This window comes from Blautia sp. AF32-4BH (assembly GCF_003460565.1).
GTDB classification, from domain to species: Bacteria; Bacillota; Clostridia; order Lachnospirales; family Lachnospiraceae; genus Fusicatenibacter; species Fusicatenibacter saccharivorans.
On the sequence record NZ_QTVL01000002.1, the window covers coordinates 243304 to 267309 of the forward strand.

A 24006-nucleotide genomic window follows, 5' to 3' on the forward strand; every position below is an offset into this window, starting at 1 on the left:
TGCCTTTAACTGCTGGACTTTCTCACAGGGGGCTGGTATCCGGCAGCTTTCGCACGCTCACTGGCGGCTTTGCGGCGTTCTACGCTATATGGCTCCCGGACTGATACACACCGCTTTGGGACGGTAAAGTTATGGGCGTCCTTTCGGGTGATCTGGTCGGGGTGCTTTTTTGCCAGCAGTTCCAGCTTCTCCATCAGACGGGGATCGTGGGTGTAGACCTCAGCCATTGGTTCTGCCTGGTTATAAAGGAGAATGGTTTCCCGTTCCACTAAAGAGAGCTTCATCGGCTGCCTCCTTTCCGCTGATCAAATTCCAGCTTGAAGTTGGCGTACTGTCCATCGTCCTCCAAAACCACAGTGGCATCGTAGGTCTTGCCGGTTTTCTCCGAATATAGCCCCGTCACACGGACACGGCCATCGTTAAGCAGTGCAGACACCACAGCCTTGGTCGGCTGTTTTTTCTTGGCAGCCCACCATTTGTTATTTTTCCAGATTGCAAATTTGCAAGAATCATTCTGACAGAAGAAGCCTTTTTGCAGTTCTGCAACTTCACCGCCGCAGCGAGGGCATTTGCCCACCACCTCACGGGGCGGAGTGAACAGGTACTCAGTTCCTTTGATGACCTGATAAGTTCCCACCAGATCTTTCAGCATGGTGCTGATCCCGTCCAAAAACTCCTCCGGGGCAAGCTGCCCGCGCTCGATCTCGCCCAGTCGGTACTCCCACTCGGCAGTCAGAAGCGGCGATTGCAGTTGTTCCGGCAGAACGGTGATCAGGGAAACTGCATCGTGGGAAGGGAGAAGCTGCACCGTTTTCCTGCTCTTTTTTCGTTCCAGAAAACCGGCAGATACCAGCTTTTCCAAAATACCGGCACGGGTGGCCGGTGTCCCCAGACCTTTTCGCTCGGCATCCTCCGGCATATCCTCTTTTCCGGCAGTCTCCATCGCGGACAACAGAGTGTCCTCCGTAAAGTGCAGGGGCGGACTGCTTTTGCCTTCTTTGACGATTGCAGCAACAACCGAAAGGGTCTGTCCTTCGGTCAGCTCCGGCAGGGCTTTCTCTGCGCCCTCTTTTTTCGGCTCTGCATCCTTCATTTTGGCACGGTAGGCGTCCTCCAGTGCTTTCCATCCGGGGTGCTTCACCGTTTTTCCTTTGGCGGTAAACTCCCTACCGGCACACGCTGCAATCACAACGGTTTCCGAATAGATATGGGGCTGGGCCACGGCACACAGCAGACGCAGGGCCACCAGCTCCAGCACCGCTTTTTCTCCCGCAGGAAGGGCAGAAAGGTCTGCATCCTTGAGATTTCTGGTAGGGATTACTGCGTGGTGGTCGGTTACTTTCTTATCGTTGATGACTGTCTGCGGATCACAGGTAATGGCGATCCCTTTGCGAAACGGCATAGCATTGGCAACCAGATTCACCAACACCGGCAGGCTGTCTGCCATATCACCGGTCAGATAGCGGCTGTCAGTACGGGGATAGGTGCAGAGCTTCTTTTCATACAAGCTTTGCAGATAGTCTAGGGTCTGCTGGGCCGTAAATCCAAGCAGGCGGTTGGCATCTCTTTGCAGAGTAGTCAGGTCATAAAGGGCAGGTGGCTTTTCGGACTTTTCCTTGCGCTCCACCTTTTTGATTGTGACATTTGCACCCTGACAGGCTTCTTTCAGCTGTTCGGCAGCAGCTTTATCCGCCATGCGCTCCCCGGATACGGTAAGACCGGGCAGCTCCAGCGCCACGGTATAAAAGGGAACCGGCTTAAAAGTGTCGATCTCAGCTTCTCGCTGGACAATGAGTGCCAGCGTTGGGGACATCACGCGCCCGATGTTGAGTGTGCGGTGATACAGCACGGAAAAAAGCCTTGTGGCATTGATCCCCACCAGCCAGTCGGCCTTGGCACGGCAGAGGGCAGCATCCCTAAGTCCGTCATAGTCCGCACCGGGGCGCAGGTTTGCAAAGCCCTCCCTTATGGCGGAGTCCTCCATCGAAGAAATCCAGAGGCGTTTCATGGGCTTTTGGCAGCCTGCCAGCTCATAGACGCTGCGGAAGATCAGCTCACCCTCGCGTCCGGCATCACAGGCATTTACCACTTCCATCACATCCGGGGCGTTCATCAGCTTTTTGAGAATATCAAACTGCTTTTTCTTATCCTTTCCCACCACCATCTGCCAATGCTCCGGCAGAATAGGCAGGTCATCATATCGCCACTTGGCGTACTTGGGGTCATAGCTGTCTGCATCCGCAAGACCGGCCAGATGGCCCACGCACCAGCTGACACGCCAGCCGTTCCCCTCCAGATAGCCGTCCTTACGAGCAGTCGCGCCGATCACGGCGGCCAGACTTTGTGCAGCCGATGGTTTTTCAGCGATTACCAGTTTATATCTCATCATCTTCAGCCTCCCATTCTTCCCGCACAGGCGTGTGCAGTTTTTTCTCTATGCTGTTTTCCTCATCCAGTAGCAGGTTATAACCAAACCGGTAGTCATAGCGGTACAGTTTCCCCAGCAGGTCATTGATGATGATACGACAAGCCAAAATGACACGGGTTTTATCCACCTGCATCAGCTGGTAGCGTTGATAATTGCTGTAATATTCTTCGTGACGGCGGGTATTGCAGGCGGCATCTTCAAGTAAACTATCTACTGCATCCTGGCAACCATCTTCTTTTTCCCCTTCCATGCAGTTCAGAAGTTCCATCATCAAAGGAAAGCTCTGTTCATCCATAGGAGCTTCTGCTGCAAGAAAACCGATCAGAGCAGATAAGAGCAGACGAGTCGCCGTCTGTTCTTGTTCCGTCAAAACGGCCATTGTTTTCTCCGCATTTGGCAGGATCTTTTCTTCCACAAACTCTGCCGCGTCACCGGAATAAAGCTGACGGATAGAATCTATGGACAATGAAACTGTCACGGTATCTAAGGAGAAATCAAAGGGGTCATCTTGCTTTGGCTTTCTCCGAAGTTTGTTTAACATGGTAGAAAGAATGTCGCCGCCAAAATACACGGCGATCACCAGCAGGTCAAAAACAGCAATCAGCTTGATAAATATAATCAGAACACTCATTTTTTTCGTTTCCTTTCTTTGAGCCAGCGTTCCATCTCACGATGGCAGATGCCTACGCAGGGGCTTCCATAACTCCCGCAGCCATAGCAGGGGTGGTTGTGGGGTAAAGAAGGAGGACGGGAAGTTTCCCTCCCGCCCTCCGGCCTGCGTGTCATCATGCGTTCATAGGGACTGTCTGTGAAACGGGTCATTTCACGCTGTCCTCGTCATCTTCTTCTGTGCTGCCCCCGTCAGCGTCCGGCTCGTCCGACTCCTCATTTTCGGTTTCCCATTCCTCGGAATCTTCCTCGCCATAATCATAATCGTCCAGACTGTCATTGCCCTTGGTCTTAGGCTTGTTCTTAACGAGCTTCAAATAGGCAAATACGCCACCGCCACCAAGCAGAGCCAGTAAAAGGACCAGCGCAGCCGGATTCAGTCCGGCAGGCTTCTCCTTTTCCGGCTCCGATATTTCTGCCGGAGGTTCCGGTGCTTTGCCCGTACATTTACTCTTATCAGTTGCACAGACCGGACAAGCCGTATTGACTGCCCCTGCTTCACATTTTGTCGTGCAGCTGCATACCGCAGGCGGCTCCTCTTTTGCTTTTCCATCTTCCATCAGCGCCGCAAGGTCTGCATCGTCCACCTGATTCAGAAAGTGAACAGCAGTCTCCTTGTCCTCATTCGCCCTGTCAATCAGGATGTAAAAGTAATTTCCAGCTTTGGTCGTAACAGTAATAAGCTGCTTATTGCCTCCAAAATCATCCACCAATGCCGCATTCCCCTCCGGTGTAAGTGCCGGTGCCGGTTCTGTTTCTTCCACAATCACATTGCTGTCATTGGTAGAATCCTCTGCCGGTGCCGCCGGAGCCTGTTCTGACCCCTGTGCGAAAGCAGGGATCGTAAAGCCAAATGCCACAACCATTGTCAGGCAAATGGCGGAAAGTGTTTTGCAAATTCTTTTATTCTTCATAAGCGGTAGCCTCCTGATTATTTGATTCCGACAGTGCCGTATCTCTGCCGTGGTTCATTCCACCGGAAAGCATAGCGTTCAGCTGTGCTGGAGTCATGCGTAACGCACGAACCATCTGAACGATTTCCAGATTCTCTGCCTCCGTTTTCTGTGCTTCCAGGGTCTTGAGCTTTTCCTGATATTCCGCAATCTTCTCACGGGTTTTCTCAATTTCCTGGTCGATACGTTCAATTTTGTTTTTTGCCATAACCGTTCACTCCTTTCCACAAAGTCTGTTACCAGTTCATCAGGCCGTAGCCCTTAATACTTTGATAATTCAGGTCATAACTTTTGATCTTGCAGGCATCGCCGGAATTTCCCTCCACCGTATAAACACGGCTGCCATCCGTACCGATCACTATACCCACATGGTCCGCTGTCCCATCTAAATCCCAATCAAAGAAAATTGCATCTCCGGGAGCCAGATTGTTATAGCCTCTTGCACCCCATTGTCCATGAGACTGGAACCACGGAACGCCCTGCCACTCACAGCCTGCAAAGCGCGGCTCACTTTTTCCAGCCTGGTTATAACACCAGGATACAAAGCAGGCGCACCACTCCACGCGGCTGTCAAAGCCATACCAGCTCCAATAAGGATAGCCACCCACATTGCCGACCTGACGCTTGGCCAGCTCCACCAACTGCGGATTTCCGGGACGGGTTCCATTTACAAACTGTACACCGGTCAAGTCCTCGGAATTGCTCATGTCAGGGGAACCACCGCCAAACAACAGCGGCTTATTGCCCATGGTCTGCCGGTAAACCTGATACATTTCCATCTGCTCCGAGGTCAGTAACTCCGACGCCACAGCGGAAATGGGCTTGCTGGTGAGTTTCACATTCAAAATGTAATACTCATAGGGGACTTCTTCTGAGGTGGTCTCGCCGGTCTCCGGGTCGGTGGAGGTCTCCGTGCGGTAGCGAATCTCCACTTCCTCAGTAAGCGTCAGCTGATACTGTGCTGCAAACACACGCGCCAGCTCTGTCTGAGCGCTCTGCCGGGTGTAACCTTGCAAGACGGCAGACAGAAATGCTGCCAGCTCATGAGGGTCATGGCCGATCATACCAAGGTCATAGCGATACTCGTCATACCCTGGGTGGCTGTTTTCAATGTTGTCGATTTCCTCCTGCAACTGGACTTCTCTGGCTGCATAATCTGCCTCCACCGCCAGCATTTCCGGGTCATCCGACGGATAGGTGGTGCCGGAGAGAACGGAACCGATGCTCTGCGCCATCATGGAGCAGGAGGACATGGTATTCATCAGCATACAGGTAATGAGGAACAAAACCCCTGCCATCAGGAAACCCTTCTTGTGGCGCATGACGAATGCCCCTGCCTGCTGTACCTTTTCTTTTACCGTCCTTGCGGCTTTTCCGGTTTTAGATGCAGCCTGGGCGGTATTTCCGGCAGTCTGACCGGCGTGTTTGGCGGCGGCATACTGCCTTTTGATGGCCTGCTTTTGCTGCCAGCGGGAAAGAGGGTTGCTGGCAAACTGGGGATTTTCCTGCAAAGATTTCTGGTACAGAACATTTACATTTGCCTTTTCCAGTTGACGCTCTGCCTGGGCTGCTTTGCGGTACGGCTTCAGCTTGTGGCTGCGATAGCCCTCCCGCACCAGATAAGCGCCGGTCTCCACCGCTTCCTCGGACTTGTGGGCGCTTTCCACGCCCACATTGTCCTGCTCTGTTTCCCGGATCTCTTTGTGGAGCTTGCCTGCGACCAGATGGACGGGAGCTTCCCTGACTCCTTGAGAAACTTTGGAAGGTGGCTTTTTCTTGTCCTCAAAGGTCAGCTTCGAGGTCTTTTTTCCGGTATCCGGGTCAATGACCGTCTGCCTGACCTTTTTCTTTGGGATATTGGCCTGCGCCTTATCTGCTCTGGCCGCAGCTTTCTCCGCTTTACGGATCGGCTTTTCCAGTGCAGGATCAGACCGTTCCTCATCAGTAAAGCGCAGGCGCGGCTCTTTATTCAAACCATTCTCCCAGCATGAGGGAGGACATCATGTAGTGCAGCTCTGCATAAATGGCCATTCCCACAGGATCGTTGAACATACAGCCGGACAGGTAGGCATAAAACTGTGCCACCACATCGGAAAGGATCTTCGCCTCTGTTCCTTCCAGAATCAGGCCGCCCATACCTTCCTTGGCACGGATGGTGCTCCAGACCTCTGCCAGACGGAGAAGCCCCACCTGACCGGTCTCATTCAGTTCGGCTGCCTGATCTGCCGCCGTGCGGCACTCACTTACCGCATCGGCCATGACCGTAAGCAACTGGCTGCGCTGGGCATTTACCGCCCTGTCAAAAAACATCAGCGGGTTTTTATTCAAAATGTTGGGGTTCATCATCATTCATCCTCCTTCTTTTTCAGTTCCTGGGGTTTGGTGGTCATAATGCGGTAAAGCTCGGTATTCTTCGGGAAGTGATCCACGAAAGGCAGGATTGTAGAGCCATAAAACAGCAGGCCCTCGCCCTCACCGGAGTGGGTCACATAAGATAATTGGTGTGTGGAAATCCCCAGCTGCTTGGCGAGGATCTGACGGTCTCCGCCTGCCTGGTTGAGCATATACACGAAGTCGGAATTTTCAAAGATATTTTCCACCTCGCGGCTGCTCAAAAGGTCTTTGACATTCTGGGTGATACCTGTCGGAATACCGCCCCATTTTCTGAATCGCTTCCAGATTTCCACCGTATAGGCGGCGGTCTGCTCCTCCTTCAAAAGCAGGTGCATCTCGTCGATGTAGTAGCGGGTAGACTTGTGAGCGGCACGGTTGATGGTAACGCGGTTCCACACCTGATCCTGTACCACCAGCATACCGATTTTCTTGAGCTGCTTGCCCAGTTCCTTGATGTCATAGCAGACAATCCGGTTATCAATGTCCACATTGCTCTGATGATTGAACACATTCAAAGAACCCGTTACATAGATTTCCAATGCCGTTGCAATGTATTGAGCTTCTTTTTCTTCCTGCTCCCGCAGCAAGTTATAAAGGTCCTCCAAAATCGGCATATTCTCCGGCTTTGGGTCATTGAGATATTCGTTGTAAACCAGCCGTACACAACGGTCAATAATGGTTTTCTGCACCGGCTGCAAGCCCTCCTTACCGCCCACGATCAGCTCACACAAGCTGAGGATAAAGTCAGACTTGAGTGACAGCGGGCTTTCATCATCCGAATAGTCCAGATTCAGATCCATCGGATTGATATAGTTGGTTGAAGTAGGTGAGATCTTGATGACCTGCCCATGCAGACGCTCAACAAGAGGTGCGTACTCCGCTTCCGGGTCACAGATAATAACATCATCACTGGTAAGCAAAAAGCAGTTGGCAATTTCTCGTTTTGCGCTGAAGGACTTACCGGAACCCGGCGTACCCAGAATCAGGCCGTTGGGGTTTTTCAGCAGCTTTCTGTCCACCATGATGAGGTTGTTGGACAGAGCATTGATGCCGTAGTACAGAGCTTCTTTCCCGTTCTGGAACAGTTCCTGCGTAGTAAAGGGCACAAAGATAGCTGTGGAACTGGTGGTCAGTCCTCGCTGAATCTCAATCTGATTGAGACCCAGAGGCAGACAACTCATCAGCCCTTCTTCCTGCTGGAAGTCCAGCCTGGTCAGCTGACAGTTATACTTCTGGGCAATAGAGCCTGCCTGAAAGATGTTGTTACCAAGTTGACGGGGATTGTCCGCTGTGTTCAGCACCAGAAAGGTCAAAAGGAACATTCTCTCGTTGCGGCTCTGCAAATCCTGCAAGAGTTTTTTCGCTTCACTGCCGTAGGTAGCAAGGTCAGATGGAATGATGTCCATGTCGTATCCGGCACGGACTGCTTTTTTCTGTTCCTCAATCTTGCTGCGGTCCAGGTCGGTAATCTTCCGCTTTACCGTTTTGATGGCTTTCACCTGATCCACCGACTGAATGTGCATACTCACAATGAGCGAGCTTTCCATATCCAGAAAATCAGCCAGCAGACGGTCATTCAGCTCCGGTGCGAGAATTTGCAAAAAAGAAACAGCCCCGTATTTCTTGCCCATACGGAACTGCTTGCCGGTGCGGAACTCAAAGGAGCTTGGTGCAATAAAATCCTTTGTGGACAGACCGGAAGGAGCCAACCAATCCCATTCAAACTGAAACGGGAGTTGTTCATCCATGTGGAATACCGCATGAAGCTGAGAAAGCCTTTCTTTACCGTCCAGCGTTCTGGCAGCTACACCAAGACGCTTGAAGTTATTAAGTATATCGGTCTCAATACGCTCCAGACGGGGCTTGGCGGCTTTGATGCTGTCTGCGTCGATACCAAAGGTCAGGTATTTGGTCTTGATGAGGCCGTTGTTACCTCTGGCCAGCTGATTTTGCAGCATTGTGGTATATTCCTCGCGGATACTGTCAAAGGCATCCCTCTGGGGCGGGATGGAAATGGAGTTAGCAAAGGTCTCCTCCGATGCCGCAAGGTTCAAAAAAGACAGCTGGAAATGAATCGAGCTGTCAAAATAATTGAGGAAATCACACCAACCCTCAAAAATTGCCGTCTTATCTTCGTTTTGGGAGAGCTGATAGTTGATGTCCTGAAACTGAATGGTCTTTGTGTAGTGGCTGTCCGATATGCGGCAGATCCCGTCCGTCCACATCCGTTCATAAGGGATACTGTCCTGCGCAGATTTTCCTTTTTTGTCCGTGCGGTTAGCGCGGGCAATGGCCGCTTCGATCTGCTTCTTATCAGCGCGGGACAGCTTTTTCTTTGTCTTTACCGGCTGCACAGTTTTTTCCTCGGTTTTCCCGAACATCCGATGCAGCCATTTTTTTATTGCGGTGAACAATGTCATACACCTCCTTATCGAGCATTTCCTGCCGCTTTAATACGGCATAAAAGTTATTGGTCTGGTAGGGACGCTGCTTGGGACGGATCACAGCTACTTTGAGAATGTTGCCCACGATCTTTTCAAGGGGCTGTCCATGCTTTTCGTACATAGCCAGCATAAAGAAGGGCAGCATAACCAGCATCATACACATAGCCGCTACACTGTTTCCGGTAGGTTTTCTGAGCAAAAAGAAAAGCGGTACGCCAATAAGCGCTCCGCCCGTGAAGCAGATAAGCTGCCGCTTGGTCAGATTGAACATGACCTTTGTTTTGACTTTTGTTAAGTCCTTGGGTACGGGTACATAAGCCAATGTGGGAACCTCCTTCCGTTTTAATGCGCCTGAAAGACTGATTTTGCGAGGCTGCCGGTTTTGAATAGTGTAAAGCACAGCAGTACGGTGTAGCCCACGCAGCTCCAGATCGCCATGATGATGTCATCTTCCAGAGCGATGTTCTGCACCAGCACAGCATAAATTGCCACGCAGACGATAATGAGAAACGCCTGAAAGCCCAGCGCCAGCAGGGATCGGAGGTAATTCTGTCCCATACCGCCCCATTCTTTACCCATCATTGCAGCCATTGGAACGGGAGCCACCGAAGTCACAAGGTAAATCTCGATCATACGGCCATAAATAACGATAAAGATACAGATATACAACGCCCACATGGTAATGCCAATAAAGAGGGATTGGAACCACAGTCCGAACAGCGGTCCCAGATCCATTTCCATCAGCCTCGGTTCCAGATCGGTCATAACTGAGGAAATGTCAATGGACGCATCCGAATTGATAATCCCTGCCGCCTGCGCCACCACGCTCTGCGCCATATCAAAGACGCCCATCACGATATTCCATGTGTTTGTGACAATGAGGATGGCAGCAGCTGATTTGAACACCCACTTGAAAATCATCCAGGTATCCACATCATGCAGGTTGTTCTTGTCTGCAATCATCTGGATCAGGTCTACGGTCATCACGATAGCCAGGATCACGCCTGCAATCGGCACCATGATGGAGTTGGACAGATTCTCAATCATGCTGAAAATACTGCCATTCCATCCCTGTGGGGTCTGGCCTACCTGTACGGATATATCCGCGACCTGCTGGTTTACACTGTCAAACATCCCCGAAAGGTTGCTCATAATGCCGCCCACCAGCATTTCTTTCAGCCAATTTGTCAGGGCTTCAAGTAAGAAATCCATACGGTGTCAACCTCCTTTCCGCCGCCCCCGCAAAACTGCGGGAGCGGCAAGGATTTCATACGGAGACGCTTAGACAGAGAAAAGCCCGGAGAGCAGAGGTACAAGGACCATGCCTACCACGGCTACACCAGCACCGGCCATGAGCTGCTTCATGCCCTGGCTCTTTGCTGATGTGTGATAAAGAAGTAGTAGAAGTGTAAAAAATTTTGCCGTTCCTATCCGGCGTTTGCGCATTGCGCCGGATAGGTCGGGCGGTCATTCGGGCAGGTCTACCTTGCCAACGAAAGAGTAATAAATATCAATGTCCTGTCTGCGTGTGCCGTTCTCGTCATAGCTGCACTCATGCACAACGATTTTCTCCACAAACTCACGCAAAAGGGTAGGGGTAAGTTCTTCAAAGCTGGTGTACTTGCGGACAACATTCATAAACTTTTCTGCGTTTACCGTGGCTTCCTGCGCTTTGGAAAGCTCTGCCCGGATAGCGGCGGCTCTCTCTTTCAGTTCTTTCTGCTCGGCTTCATAGTCTGCCGACAGCTCCGTGAAACGCTCGTCTGAAATGCGCCCGGTCACGCTGTCCTCATACAGCCGCTTGAAGATAGCGGATAACTCGCTGATACGCTTCTCGGCGGCTTCCAGCTCCTTTTTCCTTGCGGCGTTCCTGCGCTTGCCCCCGTCCTCGTTCTGCTCGATCAGCAGCTTCATAAACCGGGCTTCGTGCTTCGCTGCATAGCTGGTGACTTTCCGCAGATTGTCGGTCACTCCGGCGGTCAACAGGTCGGTGCGGATAAAGTGCGCCGTACAGTCACGGGTACGCTTCTTGTAGCTCCCGCAGATATAACAATCCTGCTTGCGGGTGGCGTTCTGGTAACGCTGCTGGTAAAGGACGCTGCCGCAGTCGGCACAAAAGAGTATGCCGGAGAATAAGCCCACTTCATCATAGCGGTTCGGGCGTTTGCGCTGCTTGCGTAACTCCTGCACACGCTCCCACATCTGGGTGTCAATGATAGGCTCATGGTGGTTCTCGAAAATCGCCTGTTTCTCAATGGGGTTCTCTACGCTGTGCTTGGTCTTGTAGGACGGCTTCTCCGTCTTGAAGTTTACCAGACAGCCCGTGTACTCCCTGTTTTCAAGGATATGTACCACGGTATTGGTCGCCCACTTGCACTCATAGCCGGGGTGGTAGCGGCGGGTGCTTCCCGTCCGACGGTATTCCAGCGTTCCCGGCGTGGGGATCTCCTGCTCTGTGAGCATACGGGCTATCTTGGTCGGCCCGTTCCCGGCAAGGCACAAGCTGTAAATCTGCCGCACAACAGGGGCGGCTTCCCCGTCAATGATAAAATTTTCGTCCTCGTCCATAAAGTAGCCGTATACGGGTTTGCTCGTGACGGGCTTCCCGCTCATACCCTTAGACCGTTTTACTGCTTTGATTTTCTTGCTCGTATCTCTCACCAGCCATTCGTTAAAAATGTTCCGCAGAGGGGCAAAATCATTGTCGCCCTGTGCGCTGTCCACTCCGTCATTGATAGCGATAAAGCGGACGCCTTTCTGTGGGAAAATCATTTCCGTATACATTCCCACTTGCAGATAGTTTCGCCCTAACCGTGACATATCCTTGACGATAACGGTGCCGACTTTTCCGGCTTCAATGTCCGCAAGCATGGCTTGAAAACCGGGTCTTTGGAAGTTCGCCCCAGAATAACCGTCATCTGTGTACCATTGCAGATTGGAAAAGCCGTTCTGCTTCGCATAGGTTTCAAGAATACGCTTCTGGTTTGAAATAGAATTGCTCTCACCTTGCAGCTCGTCCTCGTGGGATAATCTCGGATAAAGGGCGGTAATAAGGTTTCGGGTGGTCTGTCTTAACATAGTGTCCTCCATTTCCGACAGCCAGCCCCACTATTCCGTATGACTATCATACCACACGCCGGGGCTGGCTGTACAGTCCTTTCTGCTTCTTTACGTCCCGTCAAATTGCCGATTTTTGTGTAGCAGCTTCCGCTTCCAGCACTTTCAGCATTTTATCGGCGGCGGTGGCGGTGGTGTCCTGCTTGAAATAGCCGGAAACGACAAGGACAGAATTACCTATGCGGATTTCCGTCACGCAATCCGGGCGGCGGGTGCTGCGGTCATTCTTTGGGGTGTTGGTCATAGGCGGCTCTCCTTTCTGTTCATCAGCTTTTTCAGTTGTCCCATTTTCTCCTGCGCCGTGGCTTTTCGGAAGTTGCTCCCGGTAAAGCGGACAGGAGAACACATTTCAATCAGACGGTCATAAATGCGGGCGTGGGCGGTGTCCTCCGGGTGCTGCAAGTCCTCCAGCGTGAGATTAGTCGTGACGATCAGCGGCCTGCCGCTGCGGTAACGGCTGTCAATCACGTTGTAGACCTGCTCTAAGCCGTATTCCGTTCCCCGTTCCATTCCAAAATCGTCAAGGATAAGCAGCGGGAAGCTGCAAAGTCGGGAGATATATTCATTCCTGCCCTCAAAGCTGGCGGCAAGGTCACCCAATATCAATGCAAAGTTTGTCATGCACACGGGGATTTCACGCTCCATAAGGGCATTTGCGATACAGCCCGCAAAATAGCTCTTGCCTGTGCCAACGCCGCCCCATAGCAGATAGCCAATGTTGCGCTCTTTCATGGTTTCCCAGTTCTCCACATAGAAATGGGCGTGTTCCATTTGCGGGCACTTGCCGTTGTCGTTCTCAAACGTCCAGCCCTGCATAGCCGGGTCTGTAAAGCCCCGCCGCTTCAACCGCTCGACAGTTTCAAGGTGACTGCGCTGTTTCTCTGCGGCTTCCCGTTCCTCACGCTCTGCCCGCTGGCAGTCACATTCTGCCGGGTGGCGGTCACGCCCCAGCCATGCGGCGGTTTCTTTGGGGAAATAGCCCTCTTTGGGCTTGTGGCACTTCCCGCAGTATAAAAGCCCGTCCTCGCCGGTGTAGTCCTCCGGCTCCGGCGTGGTGTCGGTCATATTCAAAATCATTTCATCAAATCCATTCGTCATAAGCTCTCGCCCTCCTTACAGGTATAATCGGGTATGCCCTTTTTCGGGGCTTTCTTGGCTGCGTCCTCCTGCGCCCACTTGAAAATCGTGGCTGCATGGCTCTTGTATTTCCTCCCGCTGGAAGCGATATGGCAGGATAGGCGGTCAATGTAATACTCCCACTTGCCGGGAAGCTCTGTTTTCAGCCCGTCAAGCTCCGTATCGGAAAGAATGACATTGTGGTATCTGCCATAGGCGGCGGGGGCGGGGTGTCCCGTTTCTAACTCTCTCTCTTTTTCTATTTCTATATCTATCTCTTTCTCTATCTCTATCTCTGGTGGACAAATGTCCGCTCGATATGTTGGACATTTGTCCGCCCCTGTCTGCGGCAGGGCTTTTTGTTCCTGCAAAGCCAGCCGCGCCCTGCGCTTGCGCTCCCCCTCGGTAGAGGACTGGCCGATTAAAAGCTCAATGTTGCTCATGTAGAGTGCGCCGCTTGGCAAAGGCTCCACAAGCCCCAGCTTCATAAAGATTTTCAAAGCTCTCTCTACGGTACCTACCTGCTGGCGGGTAATGGTCGCAATCATCTGGGCGGTGTAGGGGATATTCTCGTCAAGCTGCAATTTCCCGCCGTTTTTCAGCGATTTCAAGTACAGCTTCAAGAGAATGTTGGAATAGATAACGCCGTCCTGCATACTTTCCAGCAGAACGATTGCATCATCGTCAAAATAGCTCTCTTTCAGCTTGAGGTAGTAATATTTGCGGTTATCTGCCATAGGCTGCGTCCTCCTTTTTCCAGCGTTTGGAATAATAGCGAGGGCATAGTATGATAACCGCCCGGAAGCTCTGTTTGCAGTCACGGGTGCAGCCCCGGCATAGGTCGTTGTAAGTGATACGGTTGCGGTGGTTGAGGAAGAAAGACCATTCCAGCCGCCGCTTCTTGCTCATTCTCGGCAATGGTAAGCTCCTTTCTGCCGTTCCTATCGGTGTAGCGGGATAGGGGGCATTTTCTGTATGTTCTCGGTATCATTTTCGGGCTTTTTCTGCCCTGTAAGCCCCGTTTGGAAGTCGGGGAGTATTGCGGTAAGGGTTCATATCATACCTGTATTTTTGTAGGGTTTCGGTATCATTTCGGGGCGGTCTTTAACGCTCCTGTTCACGCTTTTTCTGCTGGCTCGGTGCGCCCCTTAAAATCTGGTCGATATTGCGTCTGACTGTCTGAAGCTCCTGCGCCCGCTGGCGTTTCTCCCGGTAGTCGTTATATCCGGCGTTCTTCTGGACGGTAAGCTGCTCAATCTCCCTTTGCAGGGCTTTGCTGGCTGGCAGCTTGGTTATTCCATGCTCCCGGAAATAACGGGCGGCTGTGTCCGCTATGATAAAATCGCTTTCGTGCTGTTCCCGGTAGGCTCTCCGGGCTTTCTCCGATTTCTGCGCTTTCAGACCGTCACGGGCGGGCTTCGTGCCGATATAGCCCAAAAGGTTGCGCTGCAATTCCTTTTTCTCCCGGATAGCGGCTTCCAGCCCTTTCAGTCCGGCAAGGCTCTCCTGCGTGGCGGTGTTGGCTGCGGAAATGGCAGCGTCCAGCTCGTCCGGGGAAGAAAAGCCATACTGCTGGTAGAGCATGAGGGTAGCCGACATCTGTTTGAGGTTGTGCATGGTCGCCCACTTCTCATAGCCCCGTCCTTTCCCCTCGGCTCGCTTGGCGGCTATGTCTACCATGCGCTGTACAGCGTCATTGTTCGGGGCGTTTTTCGCTTCTTTTTTCGTCCGTAAGCGGTCTTTGATACTGCCGGGGTATTCCGCTATGGCTGCGGGTTTTTCGGCGGCTCTGGCGGCGTTCTGCTCCAAAACGGAGAGGACAGCAGCCCGGTCAAAATCGTCCCCCAGCTTCCGGGCGGTAATTGGCTTCGTCCTGTCCGGCGTGAGGTAACTTAGCCGCCCCCGGCTCTCCTTGACGGTCACACCATGCCGGAGAAGCAGGGCGGCAAACTCATCAAAGCCGGAAGCAGCGGCAAGGGCTTCCCGGATAGTCCGGCGCAGCTTCGCCTTATCCGTTTCAAACTTGGTCTGCCGGGGCGCGATACCGTCCGCAGCAATAGGGGCGTTGGCTCTGTCAAGGGCAGCCTGTCCTTTCTTCTGCGCCCAATACTCACGCTCGGTAATGCGTTCTTTGCTGCCGTTCAAAAGGTCTATCTGGTAAAGCCCCTCGCTGTGGCACATCTCCATGACTTCGGCTTTCAGATAGTTCATAGCTGCGTCCGTACAGCGGTGCTTGCAGCCTGCTTTCCTGTCCGCTGGCCTGTCCATGTGGGGCAGCATGGGAACCTCCGCAATCCGCAGACTGTTAATGACGATATGCACATGGATATTTTCGGTGTGGCTGTGTCCGTCCGGGTGGGTGCAGACAAGGGCCTGGTGTCCGGGGAAATGCTCGGCGCAGAACTTCTCGCCCAGCTCCTGCGCCCGATCAACGGTCAAGCCGTTGTCCGGGCCGTCCCGTGGGTCAAAGCTGATGATGTAGTGGTGGCTCTTTACGTCCTCCCGTTTCTGGTTCTTGCCGTAGCGGAGATTGGAGCGCATACAGGCAACGGCAAAATCCTCCCCGCCACAATTCAGAGAGGATATGCGGTAGTCTACCCTCGGTATGAGCCGCCCGTCTGCGTCAAGGGTGGGCTTCATGGTAAACTCGTCATGCTCGAATGTGAGGTATTTTTCAGCGTCCCCGTAGTTGGCATTTTTAGAGCTGATATGTTTGAGTATCGCCAACGGCTTCACCTACTTTCTGCAAGACTTCAAACTTCAAGGCGGCAAGGTCGGCGGCGGCTCCCCGCACTTCCTTTTCCAGCCCCCGGTAGGGGCTTCCGTATTCGTTCAGGCTCCGGGCAATCTGGTTTAAGTTGCCGCCGATTTTCCCGTACTCTGCCGTGAGCTTGGAGAGGGCGGCAAGCAGCCCGTCATTGACCGGGGAAACGGTGACAATGGGGCGTATGGTCGCTTTCCGTATGGCTTGCCGGATAAACTCGGACTGGCTGATTTCATAAGCCGCCAGCCGCCCGGTGAAGTCGGCGTATTCTTCATCGGTCATGCGGGTCTTTACCACATGACGGCGGTGGGGCGTATTGTATTTCTTTCGCATGGTCTGTGACCTCCTTTCTCGCCCGACAGGGCGCATAGCAGGGTTTGGGGAAGGCACTCCCCAACAAGATTCCCGCAGGGGCAAAAATAAGCGGAGAGCGAATTTTGGCACCTCGGTAGAATCTTGCTCTAAGTAAGCCGTAGATTTCCCCTTGCACTTACTACTCGTATAGCTGCCGCCTGTTTTGGCCGGATTTCTGCAAAAATCTTACGGCGTGGGGCGATTTTTACCCGCAGTTCTTTCTTTCCGCTAAAGATACATTTCAAAGGCCGCCAGCTACCCGCTTGCCGGGAATTTTCTCAAATTTTCCTTTGCCTTAGAAATACAGAAAATGCAGATTTGGCTACCGCCGCAGAAAATTTTTTGTTTCCGGCTTCACCTACCTACTACGGATGACTTTGCGATTTTGCCAAACGGATAAAGAAAAAAGCAGCAAATCTTTTTCAGACTTACTGCTTTCGCTGGCCGCCGATGGGCGGTGGATATTCAGTTTTGAAAGTTCAGGTCAGGTTGGCCCGATGATGGATAGCACAATAAATTCCTGTTTTCCCTTTAAGGCATTGTGCATTTTTTCTATTTCTCTTGATGATTATTTTTTTCATAATCAATCAATGTACCTATAACAATTCCAATCAACATTCCGATACCTGCACAAATAGAAATAGCAAAAAGATTTTGCAAAAACGCCCATGCCAACACACCTATGCAACCACCGACAATAAATCCTGTTAATAAGCCAATAGTTAAGTATTTATTACTTTTCATATTGCTATATCTCCCCTAAAAGTATATTTGTCGTTGGTTCTATTATACTATGACCTGCTTCCTTTAGGAATAGATGAATTGTAAACTGGCTGGAGTGAAACCGCTAATGACAGCCAGTGTTTGTTCTTTGTTTATCGGTCAAAGCGAAATTTGAACAGGGCGGCAATGAGCTGTTGCTTTATATGTTCCTCAACTTCGGCGTTGACTTTCCCGTGTACTTTGGAACAGTAGCGGATATATCCGGCATAGTGGGAAAGAATGGTGTCGATTGCGTCCGGGTCGCCCTCATGGGCTTTGACGATTGTTTCATAGGGGAGAAGTTTACTCATAGTCATTTCCCTCCATGAGCCGCCTTAACCGCTGCAAGGCAAGCCGGATATGCCGCCCCGCTGTGCTGCGTGTCCGGCCAATATGTACGCCGATCACTCGCTGCGGCTGGCGCAGGAAATAGTAACGAAAAATTTCTTCCTGCGTCTGCTCCGGCAAAAGGGCAAGGGCGGCGGCAAGCTCCGCATGATACAGAACGGCGGTCTGGCCGCAGGCGGTAAAAAGATATTCTTCAAGCTACTCCGGCTCGGCAAGCTGGACAAACTTTTCACTCATCAGATAATCAAGGGAAACTTCCCGTTCCCACCTCCGGCGCAGCTTCAAGATTTTATCTATGGCTGCGTGACGAATGACTACCTTGCAAAAGGCATTGAATGTGTACTGGATATGCACCTTGTAGGCTTCATCTTCGGTCATGGAAATTCCCCCTCTCTGAATAATAGTGCGGGGCGGTGGCACTTCTTGCTGTCGCCCCTTGATTGCCTACCAGCAAAGGCGGGCGGGGCTGTCAACGGCTGCGCATATGCGCCGTTCATCTTGACCGTTGACTGGCTCGGCTGGGTTTGCTATTTACCCGACAAACTTGAATTTATTTTAAGCTATCACGTTTTACCTTCTTAAGCCTTACTATCATTACCATAGGAATTTCTTTGTTGGTTTTAAAACATTCTTCATAAAATCCATCAATGACAAATCCAGCTCTAAAACAAAGGTTAAAAATATCTTGTATGGAACGATGATAATAAATCTGCTCTTTCGGTTGCCCTTCAATCGCTATATCATAGTAACTGTGCGGTGTCATATATTTTTCAGTCAACGTGACAAAACAAGGGTGTTGCGTTGCAAAGACAAAAATTCCGCTTTCCTGCAACAGTTCATAAACAGCCATAAGAAGTGGTTCAATATCCGTAATATCCATAATTGCCATATTAGAAACTGCTTTCGTAAAGGCTCGATTTCTTTTTAATTCTAATATACTTTTTCTATCGGTCGCATCCGCCACACAAAATTCAATTTGTTTTGCATATTGTGATTGCCGTCTTTTAGCCAATTCTATCATTTTTTTGCTGTAATCAAAAGCGACAACCGAAGCGCCTCTTTGTGCAAGATACGAAGAATAATTTCCATTGCCACACGCAATATCCAAAATGTAATCCGCAGGATTAGGAGATAGAAGTTCCGTTACTTTGGGACGCACTACCTCTCTGTGAAATTCATTAGATTCGTCACCCATTGCATTATCCCAAAATTGTGCGTTCTCCTCCCAGATTTTTTTACTTTCCTCTGTTCCCATGTTCTCTCCCACTCCCCAAATTTGCTTTTTTGCTTCCATTAAATCTTCCTTACTATATTCCATTGTTACCCTCCATAACTTCTGATTGTTGCCGTCTTGACGATTATGTATCTTTACATTACCTTCTGAAACATATGGCGCACCTTGTCCAGGCGGCTGTTTGGACGGCGGGGCTGGATGACCGGCTGACCGACAGCGGCCTGATATCCTTTCAGCTCTGTAAGGCATACGCTCCGCCCGTTGGTGTAAAAGGCCAGATCAGTACGGTATGCCTGTATACAGCGGGCGGGAATCTCGCCAGTAAAGACAACTTCATCCTTTTTTACCTGGGCCGTTTCGATGGTGGCACAGTATTTCGGTGCATCATGATAAGCCCTGGAAAGGTATTCCTGGGGCGCATAGAGGATGAAGGAGAGATAAGGTTCCAGCAGCTGCGTCCCCGATTCCTTCAATGCCTGTTCCAATACAATCGGGGCCAATGAGCGGAAGTCCGCCGGCGTGCTGACCGGACTGTAATAAAGCCCGTATTCAAAGCAAATCTTACAGTCCGTTACGTTCCAGCCGAACAAGCCCTGCTCCAGCCCGTAACGGATACCATCCCTGACAGCGTTTTGAAAACTCTGGTTCAAGTATCCCAGCGAAACCCGGCTCTCGTATTGTACACCGGAGCCAAGCGAGAGTGGTGTAACAGACAGTCCTATGGATGCCCAAAACGGGTTGGGCGGCACCTCGATATGGATGGTGTGGCTGGCTGCTTTGAGCGGCCGCTCCATATAAATGACGGAGGGTTCCTTTACCACTGTTTCAAGCTTGTATTTTTCCGACAGCAAAGCGGAAACAACCTCCAACTGCACCCGGCCCAAAAAAGAAAGAATGATCTCATGGGTGATGGAATCCACTTCGCAACGCAAAAGCGGGTCAGTATCCGCAAGTTGCGTAAGAGCGTCCAGCAGCCGTTCTCTTTGCGCTGCCGTTTTCGGCGCAATCGTCGTCCGCAGCATGGGGAGGGGGTCCTCGCGCCACCTTTTACGAGGGAGCCGGGTTTGGTCCCCTAATACATCGTTTAACCTCACGCTGTCGCTGGGAAGGATAACAATTTCACCCTGATAAGCGGTGTCTGTCCGAACAATTTCCCCTTTGGATGGAATACGCATCTCTGTGATTTTCAGCTTTTCTCTCCCGGCCAGGGCCACCGTATCCCGCAGGCGCAGCGTTCCGCTGTATAACCGTAGATAGACACGCCGCTGGCCGCAATCGGTGTACTCAACCTTGAAAACGCTGCCGCATAGGGCGGCGCCCCCCTGTTCCCCAATCGGTTGGAACAGCCCTGTCACCGCATCCATCAACGGTTGAATGCCAAGGCCATTTTTGGCGCTGCCATGATAGACTGGGAACAGGGAGGCGTCTTGAACCCGCTGCTGTTCCTCCCGCGCAAGTTTTTCCCGGCTGATTGGTTCTCCTGCGATATACTTTTCCAATAATTCATCGTTATTTTCGATGACCGCATCCCATGCTTCTATGTCGGTATTTTCCTCCAGGACTATTTCCGGGGACAGCGACACCGTCTGCTTGATGATAATATCGGCGGAGAGCTTATCCCGAACAGACTGAACCACGCTCTGCAAATCAACGCCAGCCTGGTCGATCTTGTTGATAAAGATAACGGTGGGAATGTTCATTTTCCGCAGGGCATGGAACAGAATACGGGTCTGGGCCTGCACGCCATCTTTAGCGGAGATCACCAAGATGGCCCCATCTAAAACAGCCAAAGAGCGGTACACCTCCGCCAAAAAATCCATGTGGCCGGGCGTATCCACAATGTTAACTTTACATCTGTGCCACTGGAAGGAAGTGACTGCCGCTTGAATGGTAATCCCACGCTGCCGCTCCAAAAACATGGTGTCCGTCCTCGTTGTCCCTTTTTCGACGCTCCCCGGTTCTGAAATGGCTCCGCTGGCATATAGCAGGCTCTCCGTCAAGGTCGTCTTTCCAGCGTCTACATGGGCAAGAATTCCAATATTGATTATTTTCATGTGATTGTCCTCCCTTTACAGCCCCAAAGGGCATAAAAATCCCCAGCAGTAAAATACTTTTACCACTGGGGATTATAAGTTGCGGACATACACATATACAGCATACACCTGTTTGTGATTGCTGTTTTTGGGGATATGTCAAAATTGATAAGGCAAAAGTATTCTTAAATTGGGTACAAAAAACTAAGCCCCTACAAAAGGAGATATCATAATCCTTTGTTCCCACTATTTGATTATAGTTTTATTTAAGAATACCTTGCCGCATATTTTTTACTCCTTTTCTGGAATGAAGCTATTATATCACATCAGTTTTAGGAAAGCAAGTACCTAAAAGAAATTTTTCTTCCCCTTATATGTAACAATCATACCGGCTTCCTAGCGTTCAGAATGTTTTCTGCTGTCTGCTGTGGTGTTTGGTTGGAATTGTCCAACCAAAAGCCGATCCGTGGTGTTGTCTGCATTTTACTAAATACAAATTCAATGTATACAGAAAGATATAAGGAGTGGGAGGGATTCCGCCGTAGTTGGCATTGTAGGAAAATCCAAAAGTTTAGATTTTCCCACAATGCTTATCTTTTGGTCTTTGGTTCGGAATAGTGTAGTGCTGGCGGTCTATCTATTGTTTTCGGTTGCTTGCTTCTTTACCGTACATGAGCATTGGCGCCGGGGTTGTCGTTGCCGTAACCTTCCAGCAGGTTGATAACGCCCCAGATACCGAGACCGGCACCGAGCGCGATAACGAGGGTCTGAAGAACGGTGATTGCCTGTTCAAAAAATGCCATATAGTTTGTTAGCCGGAATCTGATTAAAAAATATGTTTGTCATGTTTCATAGGCATACAAAAGCCGGAACAATCTGCCGCCCGGTTTCCGGGGGCATGATTCCGGCTGTCCTCCTTTTTCATTATTTTTTCTCGCGATTGTCCGCTTTGTACGCCAATGGCCCATAGAGGGCAGGTGCGGCGAATAGATAAGATCACTCCCTTCTAAAGCGGAACGAAATTAAGCGCCCTTTGTGTCTACTTCATATACATCGCAGACCTCATTGGGCTTGAGTTTCAGCCTTGCAGACAAGAATGCTTCAATGTCAAAAGCGTTCTTATCATCCGCGTCGGCAGTGTACTTGAAATTGGGGTGCTTGGTGATGTCGTACTTATCCGAAAGGAAAGGACGCACACCGCGCAGCTGGAGGATACACTTGCCTCCATCCATAACAGCAAGCTCATCCTGGCTCATCAGCTCTTTCCCCAATTTTTGATAGTTGAGTGAATGGGAGGTTTCCCTCCCACGGCTCTCTCCGGTATTGTAGGTGTCGATGGTTTCCTTGCCCAGCACGGCAGCCAGCTCTTTGAGGGTAGTCGGCTCTTTACCGCCCAGGAAGATGGATGTATCCATGTTACCGATGATGGTATCTGCGTTATCCTTATAGATCGCCTTGAGCTGACTCTGTGCCTGCAACACCAGACAGGCAGAGATTTCACGGCTTCGGATGGTGGCCACCAGCTTTTCCAGTTTCGGAATCTGCCCGATGTTAGCACACTCATCAATCAAACAGCGCACATGAACCGGAAGCCTGCCGCCATACACATCGTCGGCTTTTTCGCAGAGCAGATTGAAAAGCTGGGTATAACACATGGAGATCAGGAAGTTAAAGCTGTCATCCGTATCACTCATAATGAGGAACAGAGCAGTTTTCCTGTCTCCCAGAGTATCCAGCTCCAGCTCATCATAAGCCGTGACCTCACGCAACTCTGCAATGTCGAACACGGCAAGGCGAGCGCCGCAGGAAATCAAAATCGACTTGGCTGTTTTGCCGGCGGCCAGCTTATATTTCTTATACTGGCGCACCGCAAAGTGATTTGGCTTCTCGGCTTCCAGTGCATCAAACATCAGGTCTACGGGGTTTTTGAACTCCTCGTCATCCTCACGGACTTCCATGGCGTTGATGAACTCAATGAGGGTAGAGAAGTTCTGCTCCTCCACCGGAGCCTCATAATGGATATAGCCAATAAGCGCGCAGTACAACAAGGTTTCTGCTTTTACCCAGAAATCGTCTCCGGCCTTGCCTTCGCCTTTGGTATTGGCGATCAGCGTTGTCACCAGCTTCAAAATATCCTTTTCCGAGTGGATGTATGCAAAGGGGTTATAGTGCATGGACTTCTTGAAGTTGATGGTATTTAGGACCTTGATTCGGTACGGCTCATAAATGACCTTGCCGTGCTTATCCTTCATGGGCTTTCCGTCCTTCCCCAGCTTGGGCGCACCCCTTTGGAGCATTTTTCCGCACTCCACCAGAATTGTTCCTTTCGGGTCCGTCACAACATAGGAGCTGTGCATCTGCATCAGGTTTGGTTTCAGCCAGAATCGGGTCTTACCGGAACCGGAGCCGCCAATCACCAGTACATTTTTGTTTCTGGCAGTCTTGGGGTCCTTGGGGCGACTGTTCATGGTCAGGCTCTCCGTTTTCGTCAGAATCACATTGTTCTGAAATACAGGATCAACGTAAGGTGCAATATCCTCACGGGTTCCCCAGCGGGCCGAACCATATTCCAAACCATGTCGATATTTCTTGGCGTTCTTGCTTTTAAGATACACCGCCAGCCTCAGACTGCCTCCACAACACAGTCCTACCAACAAGTCCAATGGATGCAGGCTTGGCCAGAAACTTTGCAGCGCCCCAGGCAGAACCGCAATCAGCGAAAGAAACTTTTCTGAAGCATCCGCCCCTTGTGCCATTCGCCATGCCTCTCCAAAATTGGTAGCAAACAGTCCCATCAGGATATACGGCATATTCAGCAAAATGAGCTTTTTGATGTCCAATGTCTTTTTCATCGTTCCAGCTCCTTTCGCTTGGTGCGATCCACCACAGCATTTTTAACCATCTCTTTGAACCGGTTAAGTTTTGCCAGTACGGACGGGCGCTCTGTTTTCGTTGCCTTTTTGACCTTTTTGTTGGTGTACTCTGTAAAAGCTGCTGTCAAAGCATCTGCATCACGGCCTTTGAAAAAAATTAGGTACTTTGGCGGAGAACTGCTGCGGTCCTTTTTCACCGCATAATCCACACCATATTTCCGGGCGATTTTCTCAAACTCCTTGATAGAGGGGTCTGTGATCTCAATGTTGGATATTCCCTGATTCTGCCCGACAAGCTGCTTCACAGTCTGTTTTCCATGCGGAACAACCGGCGCATCACGGCTTCTCTGTTTTTCCAGCTTCTTTTCCTTTCGATGTGCCATGTACTTGCTTATGGCAGCCTTAAACATTCTGCCGGTAAACTTTGTTCCACTGACAACCAGCGTCAAAGTTCTGTTTTCCACTTCTTCCTGCATTTTCTCGCCTCCTTTCCACGAAGTTTGCAGGGAATCTCTTT

The 24006-nt window shown here is 50.9% G+C and carries 26 protein-coding genes and 1 pseudogene; 1 reads left to right on the forward strand and 26 read right to left on the reverse strand.

The genetic code is table 11. The annotated features are described in order from the left end of the window. Positions 1-5 precede the first annotated feature (5 nt). The 21 genes and pseudogenes from DWZ44_RS03880 to DWZ44_RS03990 all read right to left on the reverse strand — a co-directional run bounded on the left by DWZ44_RS03880 (position 6) and on the right by DWZ44_RS03990 (position 17312). The gene (locus tag DWZ44_RS03880) at positions 6-284 is read right to left on the reverse strand and encodes an immunoglobulin (protein ID WP_117500159.1); all 279 of its coding nucleotides are present in this window, start codon (positions 282-284) and stop codon (positions 6-8) included. Beyond that, a complete protein-coding gene (locus DWZ44_RS03885; RefSeq protein WP_117804249.1) occupies positions 281-2389 on the reverse strand; it encodes a type IA DNA topoisomerase in 2109 nt (702 codons plus the stop codon). The genes DWZ44_RS03880 and DWZ44_RS03885 overlap by 4 nt, the downstream gene beginning before the upstream one ends. Next, a complete protein-coding gene (locus DWZ44_RS03890) occupies positions 2376-3059 on the reverse strand; it encodes a hypothetical protein (RefSeq protein ID WP_004797797.1) in 684 nt (227 codons plus the stop codon). Before DWZ44_RS03890 ends, DWZ44_RS03885 begins: the two co-directional genes overlap by 14 nt. Beyond that, positions 3056-3250 (reverse strand): hypothetical protein, encoded by a 195-nt coding sequence (locus DWZ44_RS03895; protein WP_004797798.1) that lies wholly within the window; start codon positions 3248-3250, stop codon positions 3056-3058. The genes DWZ44_RS03890 and DWZ44_RS03895 overlap by 4 nt, the downstream gene beginning before the upstream one ends. Further along, positions 3247-4011: a DUF4366 domain-containing protein gene (locus DWZ44_RS03900; RefSeq protein WP_117804250.1), complete on the reverse strand. Its 765-nt coding sequence runs from the start codon at positions 4009-4011 to the stop codon at positions 3247-3249. The genes DWZ44_RS03895 and DWZ44_RS03900 overlap by 4 nt, the downstream gene beginning before the upstream one ends. Beyond that, complete coding sequence (locus DWZ44_RS03905) at positions 4001-4258, reverse strand: DUF4315 family protein (protein ID WP_002576231.1); 258 nt, start codon at positions 4256-4258, stop codon at positions 4001-4003. Before DWZ44_RS03905 ends, DWZ44_RS03900 begins: the two co-directional genes overlap by 11 nt. Before the next feature lie 28 nt (positions 4259-4286). Then, positions 4287-6023: a C40 family peptidase gene (locus DWZ44_RS03910; protein WP_117804251.1), complete on the reverse strand. Its 1737-nt coding sequence runs from the start codon at positions 6021-6023 to the stop codon at positions 4287-4289. Further along, on the reverse strand, positions 6016-6396 hold the full coding sequence (locus DWZ44_RS03915; protein ID WP_431833779.1) for a DUF3851 domain-containing protein: 381 nt from the start codon (positions 6394-6396) through the stop codon (positions 6016-6018). Before DWZ44_RS03915 ends, DWZ44_RS03910 begins: the two co-directional genes overlap by 8 nt. Next, a complete protein-coding gene (locus DWZ44_RS03920; protein WP_117804253.1) occupies positions 6396-8798 on the reverse strand; it encodes a VirB4-like conjugal transfer ATPase, CD1110 family in 2403 nt (800 codons plus the stop codon). Before DWZ44_RS03920 ends, DWZ44_RS03915 begins: the two co-directional genes overlap by 1 nt. Next, positions 8758-9210, reverse strand: a complete 453-nt coding sequence (locus tag DWZ44_RS03925; RefSeq protein WP_117453430.1) for a PrgI family protein — start codon at positions 9208-9210, stop codon at positions 8758-8760. The genes DWZ44_RS03920 and DWZ44_RS03925 overlap by 41 nt, the downstream gene beginning before the upstream one ends. A 20-nt stretch (positions 9211-9230) precedes the next feature. Beyond that, the gene (locus DWZ44_RS03930) at positions 9231-10100 is read right to left on the reverse strand and encodes a VirB6/TrbL-like conjugal transfer protein, CD1112 family (protein WP_004797480.1); all 870 of its coding nucleotides are present in this window, start codon (positions 10098-10100) and stop codon (positions 9231-9233) included. 69 nt (positions 10101-10169) lie between these two features. Further along, a pseudogene (locus tag DWZ44_RS19080) lies at positions 10170-10268 on the reverse strand (Maff2 family mobile element protein); the annotation flags it as partial. Between the two features lie 87 nt (positions 10269-10355). Further along, entirely contained in the window at positions 10356-11966 is a 1611-nt protein-coding gene (locus tag DWZ44_RS03940) for a recombinase family protein (RefSeq protein WP_002605633.1), read from the reverse strand. A 100-nt stretch (positions 11967-12066) separates the two neighbouring features. Beyond that, positions 12067-12249: a transposon-encoded TnpW family protein gene (locus tag DWZ44_RS03945; RefSeq protein WP_002605634.1), complete on the reverse strand. Its 183-nt coding sequence runs from the start codon at positions 12247-12249 to the stop codon at positions 12067-12069. After that, positions 12246-13103 carry an ATP-binding protein gene (locus tag DWZ44_RS03950; RefSeq protein ID WP_002605635.1) on the reverse strand — a complete coding sequence of 286 codons (858 nt, stop codon included), beginning with the start codon at positions 13101-13103 and terminating at the stop codon, positions 12246-12248. The genes DWZ44_RS03945 and DWZ44_RS03950 overlap by 4 nt, the downstream gene beginning before the upstream one ends. Beyond that, positions 13100-13858 carry a phage replisome organizer N-terminal domain-containing protein gene (locus tag DWZ44_RS03955; protein WP_117804254.1) on the reverse strand — a complete coding sequence of 253 codons (759 nt, stop codon included), beginning with the start codon at positions 13856-13858 and terminating at the stop codon, positions 13100-13102. The genes DWZ44_RS03950 and DWZ44_RS03955 overlap by 4 nt, the downstream gene beginning before the upstream one ends. Beyond that, a complete protein-coding gene (locus DWZ44_RS03960; protein WP_006058351.1) occupies positions 13848-14039 on the reverse strand; it encodes a hypothetical protein in 192 nt (63 codons plus the stop codon). The genes DWZ44_RS03955 and DWZ44_RS03960 overlap by 11 nt, the downstream gene beginning before the upstream one ends. A gap of 186 nt (positions 14040-14225) precedes the next feature. Next, positions 14226-15848 (reverse strand): relaxase/mobilization nuclease domain-containing protein, encoded by a 1623-nt coding sequence (locus DWZ44_RS03970; protein WP_002602093.1) that lies wholly within the window; start codon positions 15846-15848, stop codon positions 14226-14228. Then, the gene (locus DWZ44_RS03975; protein ID WP_002602094.1) at positions 15820-16218 is read right to left on the reverse strand and encodes a plasmid mobilization protein; all 399 of its coding nucleotides are present in this window, start codon (positions 16216-16218) and stop codon (positions 15820-15822) included. Before DWZ44_RS03975 ends, DWZ44_RS03970 begins: the two co-directional genes overlap by 29 nt. A gap of 573 nt (positions 16219-16791) precedes the next feature. Further along, entirely contained in the window at positions 16792-16983 is a 192-nt protein-coding gene (locus tag DWZ44_RS18615; protein ID WP_000841357.1) for a hypothetical protein, read from the reverse strand. 131 nt (positions 16984-17114) lie between these two features. Next, positions 17115-17312, reverse strand: a complete 198-nt coding sequence (locus tag DWZ44_RS03990; protein WP_001909500.1) for a helix-turn-helix domain-containing protein — start codon at positions 17310-17312, stop codon at positions 17115-17117. A gap of 82 nt (positions 17313-17394) precedes the next feature. Between DWZ44_RS03990 and DWZ44_RS19450 the strand changes: the two genes are divergently transcribed. Further along, positions 17395-17931, forward strand: a complete 537-nt coding sequence (locus tag DWZ44_RS19450; RefSeq protein ID WP_431833130.1) for a hypothetical protein — start codon at positions 17395-17397, stop codon at positions 17929-17931. On the opposite strand, the gene DWZ44_RS04005 is transcribed toward DWZ44_RS19450, so the two are convergent. The 5 genes from DWZ44_RS04005 to DWZ44_RS04030 all read right to left on the reverse strand — a co-directional run bounded on the left by DWZ44_RS04005 (position 17900) and on the right by DWZ44_RS04030 (position 23965). Further along, positions 17900-18667 (reverse strand): class I SAM-dependent methyltransferase, encoded by a 768-nt coding sequence (locus tag DWZ44_RS04005; RefSeq protein WP_002586626.1) that lies wholly within the window; start codon positions 18665-18667, stop codon positions 17900-17902. The genes DWZ44_RS19450 and DWZ44_RS04005 overlap by 32 nt on opposite strands. 50 nt (positions 18668-18717) lie before the next feature. Beyond that, entirely contained in the window at positions 18718-20637 is a 1920-nt protein-coding gene (tet(W), locus tag DWZ44_RS04010) for a tetracycline resistance ribosomal protection protein Tet(W) (protein ID WP_002586627.1), read from the reverse strand. Positions 20638-21278: 641 nt separating this feature from the next. Next, positions 21279-21419, reverse strand: a complete 141-nt coding sequence (locus tag DWZ44_RS04020; RefSeq protein ID WP_007037419.1) for a Maff2 family mobile element protein — start codon at positions 21417-21419, stop codon at positions 21279-21281. 219 nt (positions 21420-21638) lie between these two features. Beyond that, on the reverse strand, positions 21639-23468 hold the full coding sequence (locus tag DWZ44_RS04025; protein ID WP_117804255.1) for a VirD4-like conjugal transfer protein, CD1115 family: 1830 nt from the start codon (positions 23466-23468) through the stop codon (positions 21639-21641). Continuing rightward, positions 23465-23965 (reverse strand): PcfB family protein, encoded by a 501-nt coding sequence (locus DWZ44_RS04030; protein WP_117499047.1) that lies wholly within the window; start codon positions 23963-23965, stop codon positions 23465-23467. The genes DWZ44_RS04025 and DWZ44_RS04030 overlap by 4 nt, the downstream gene beginning before the upstream one ends. Between the last annotated feature and the right edge of the window lie 41 nt (positions 23966-24006).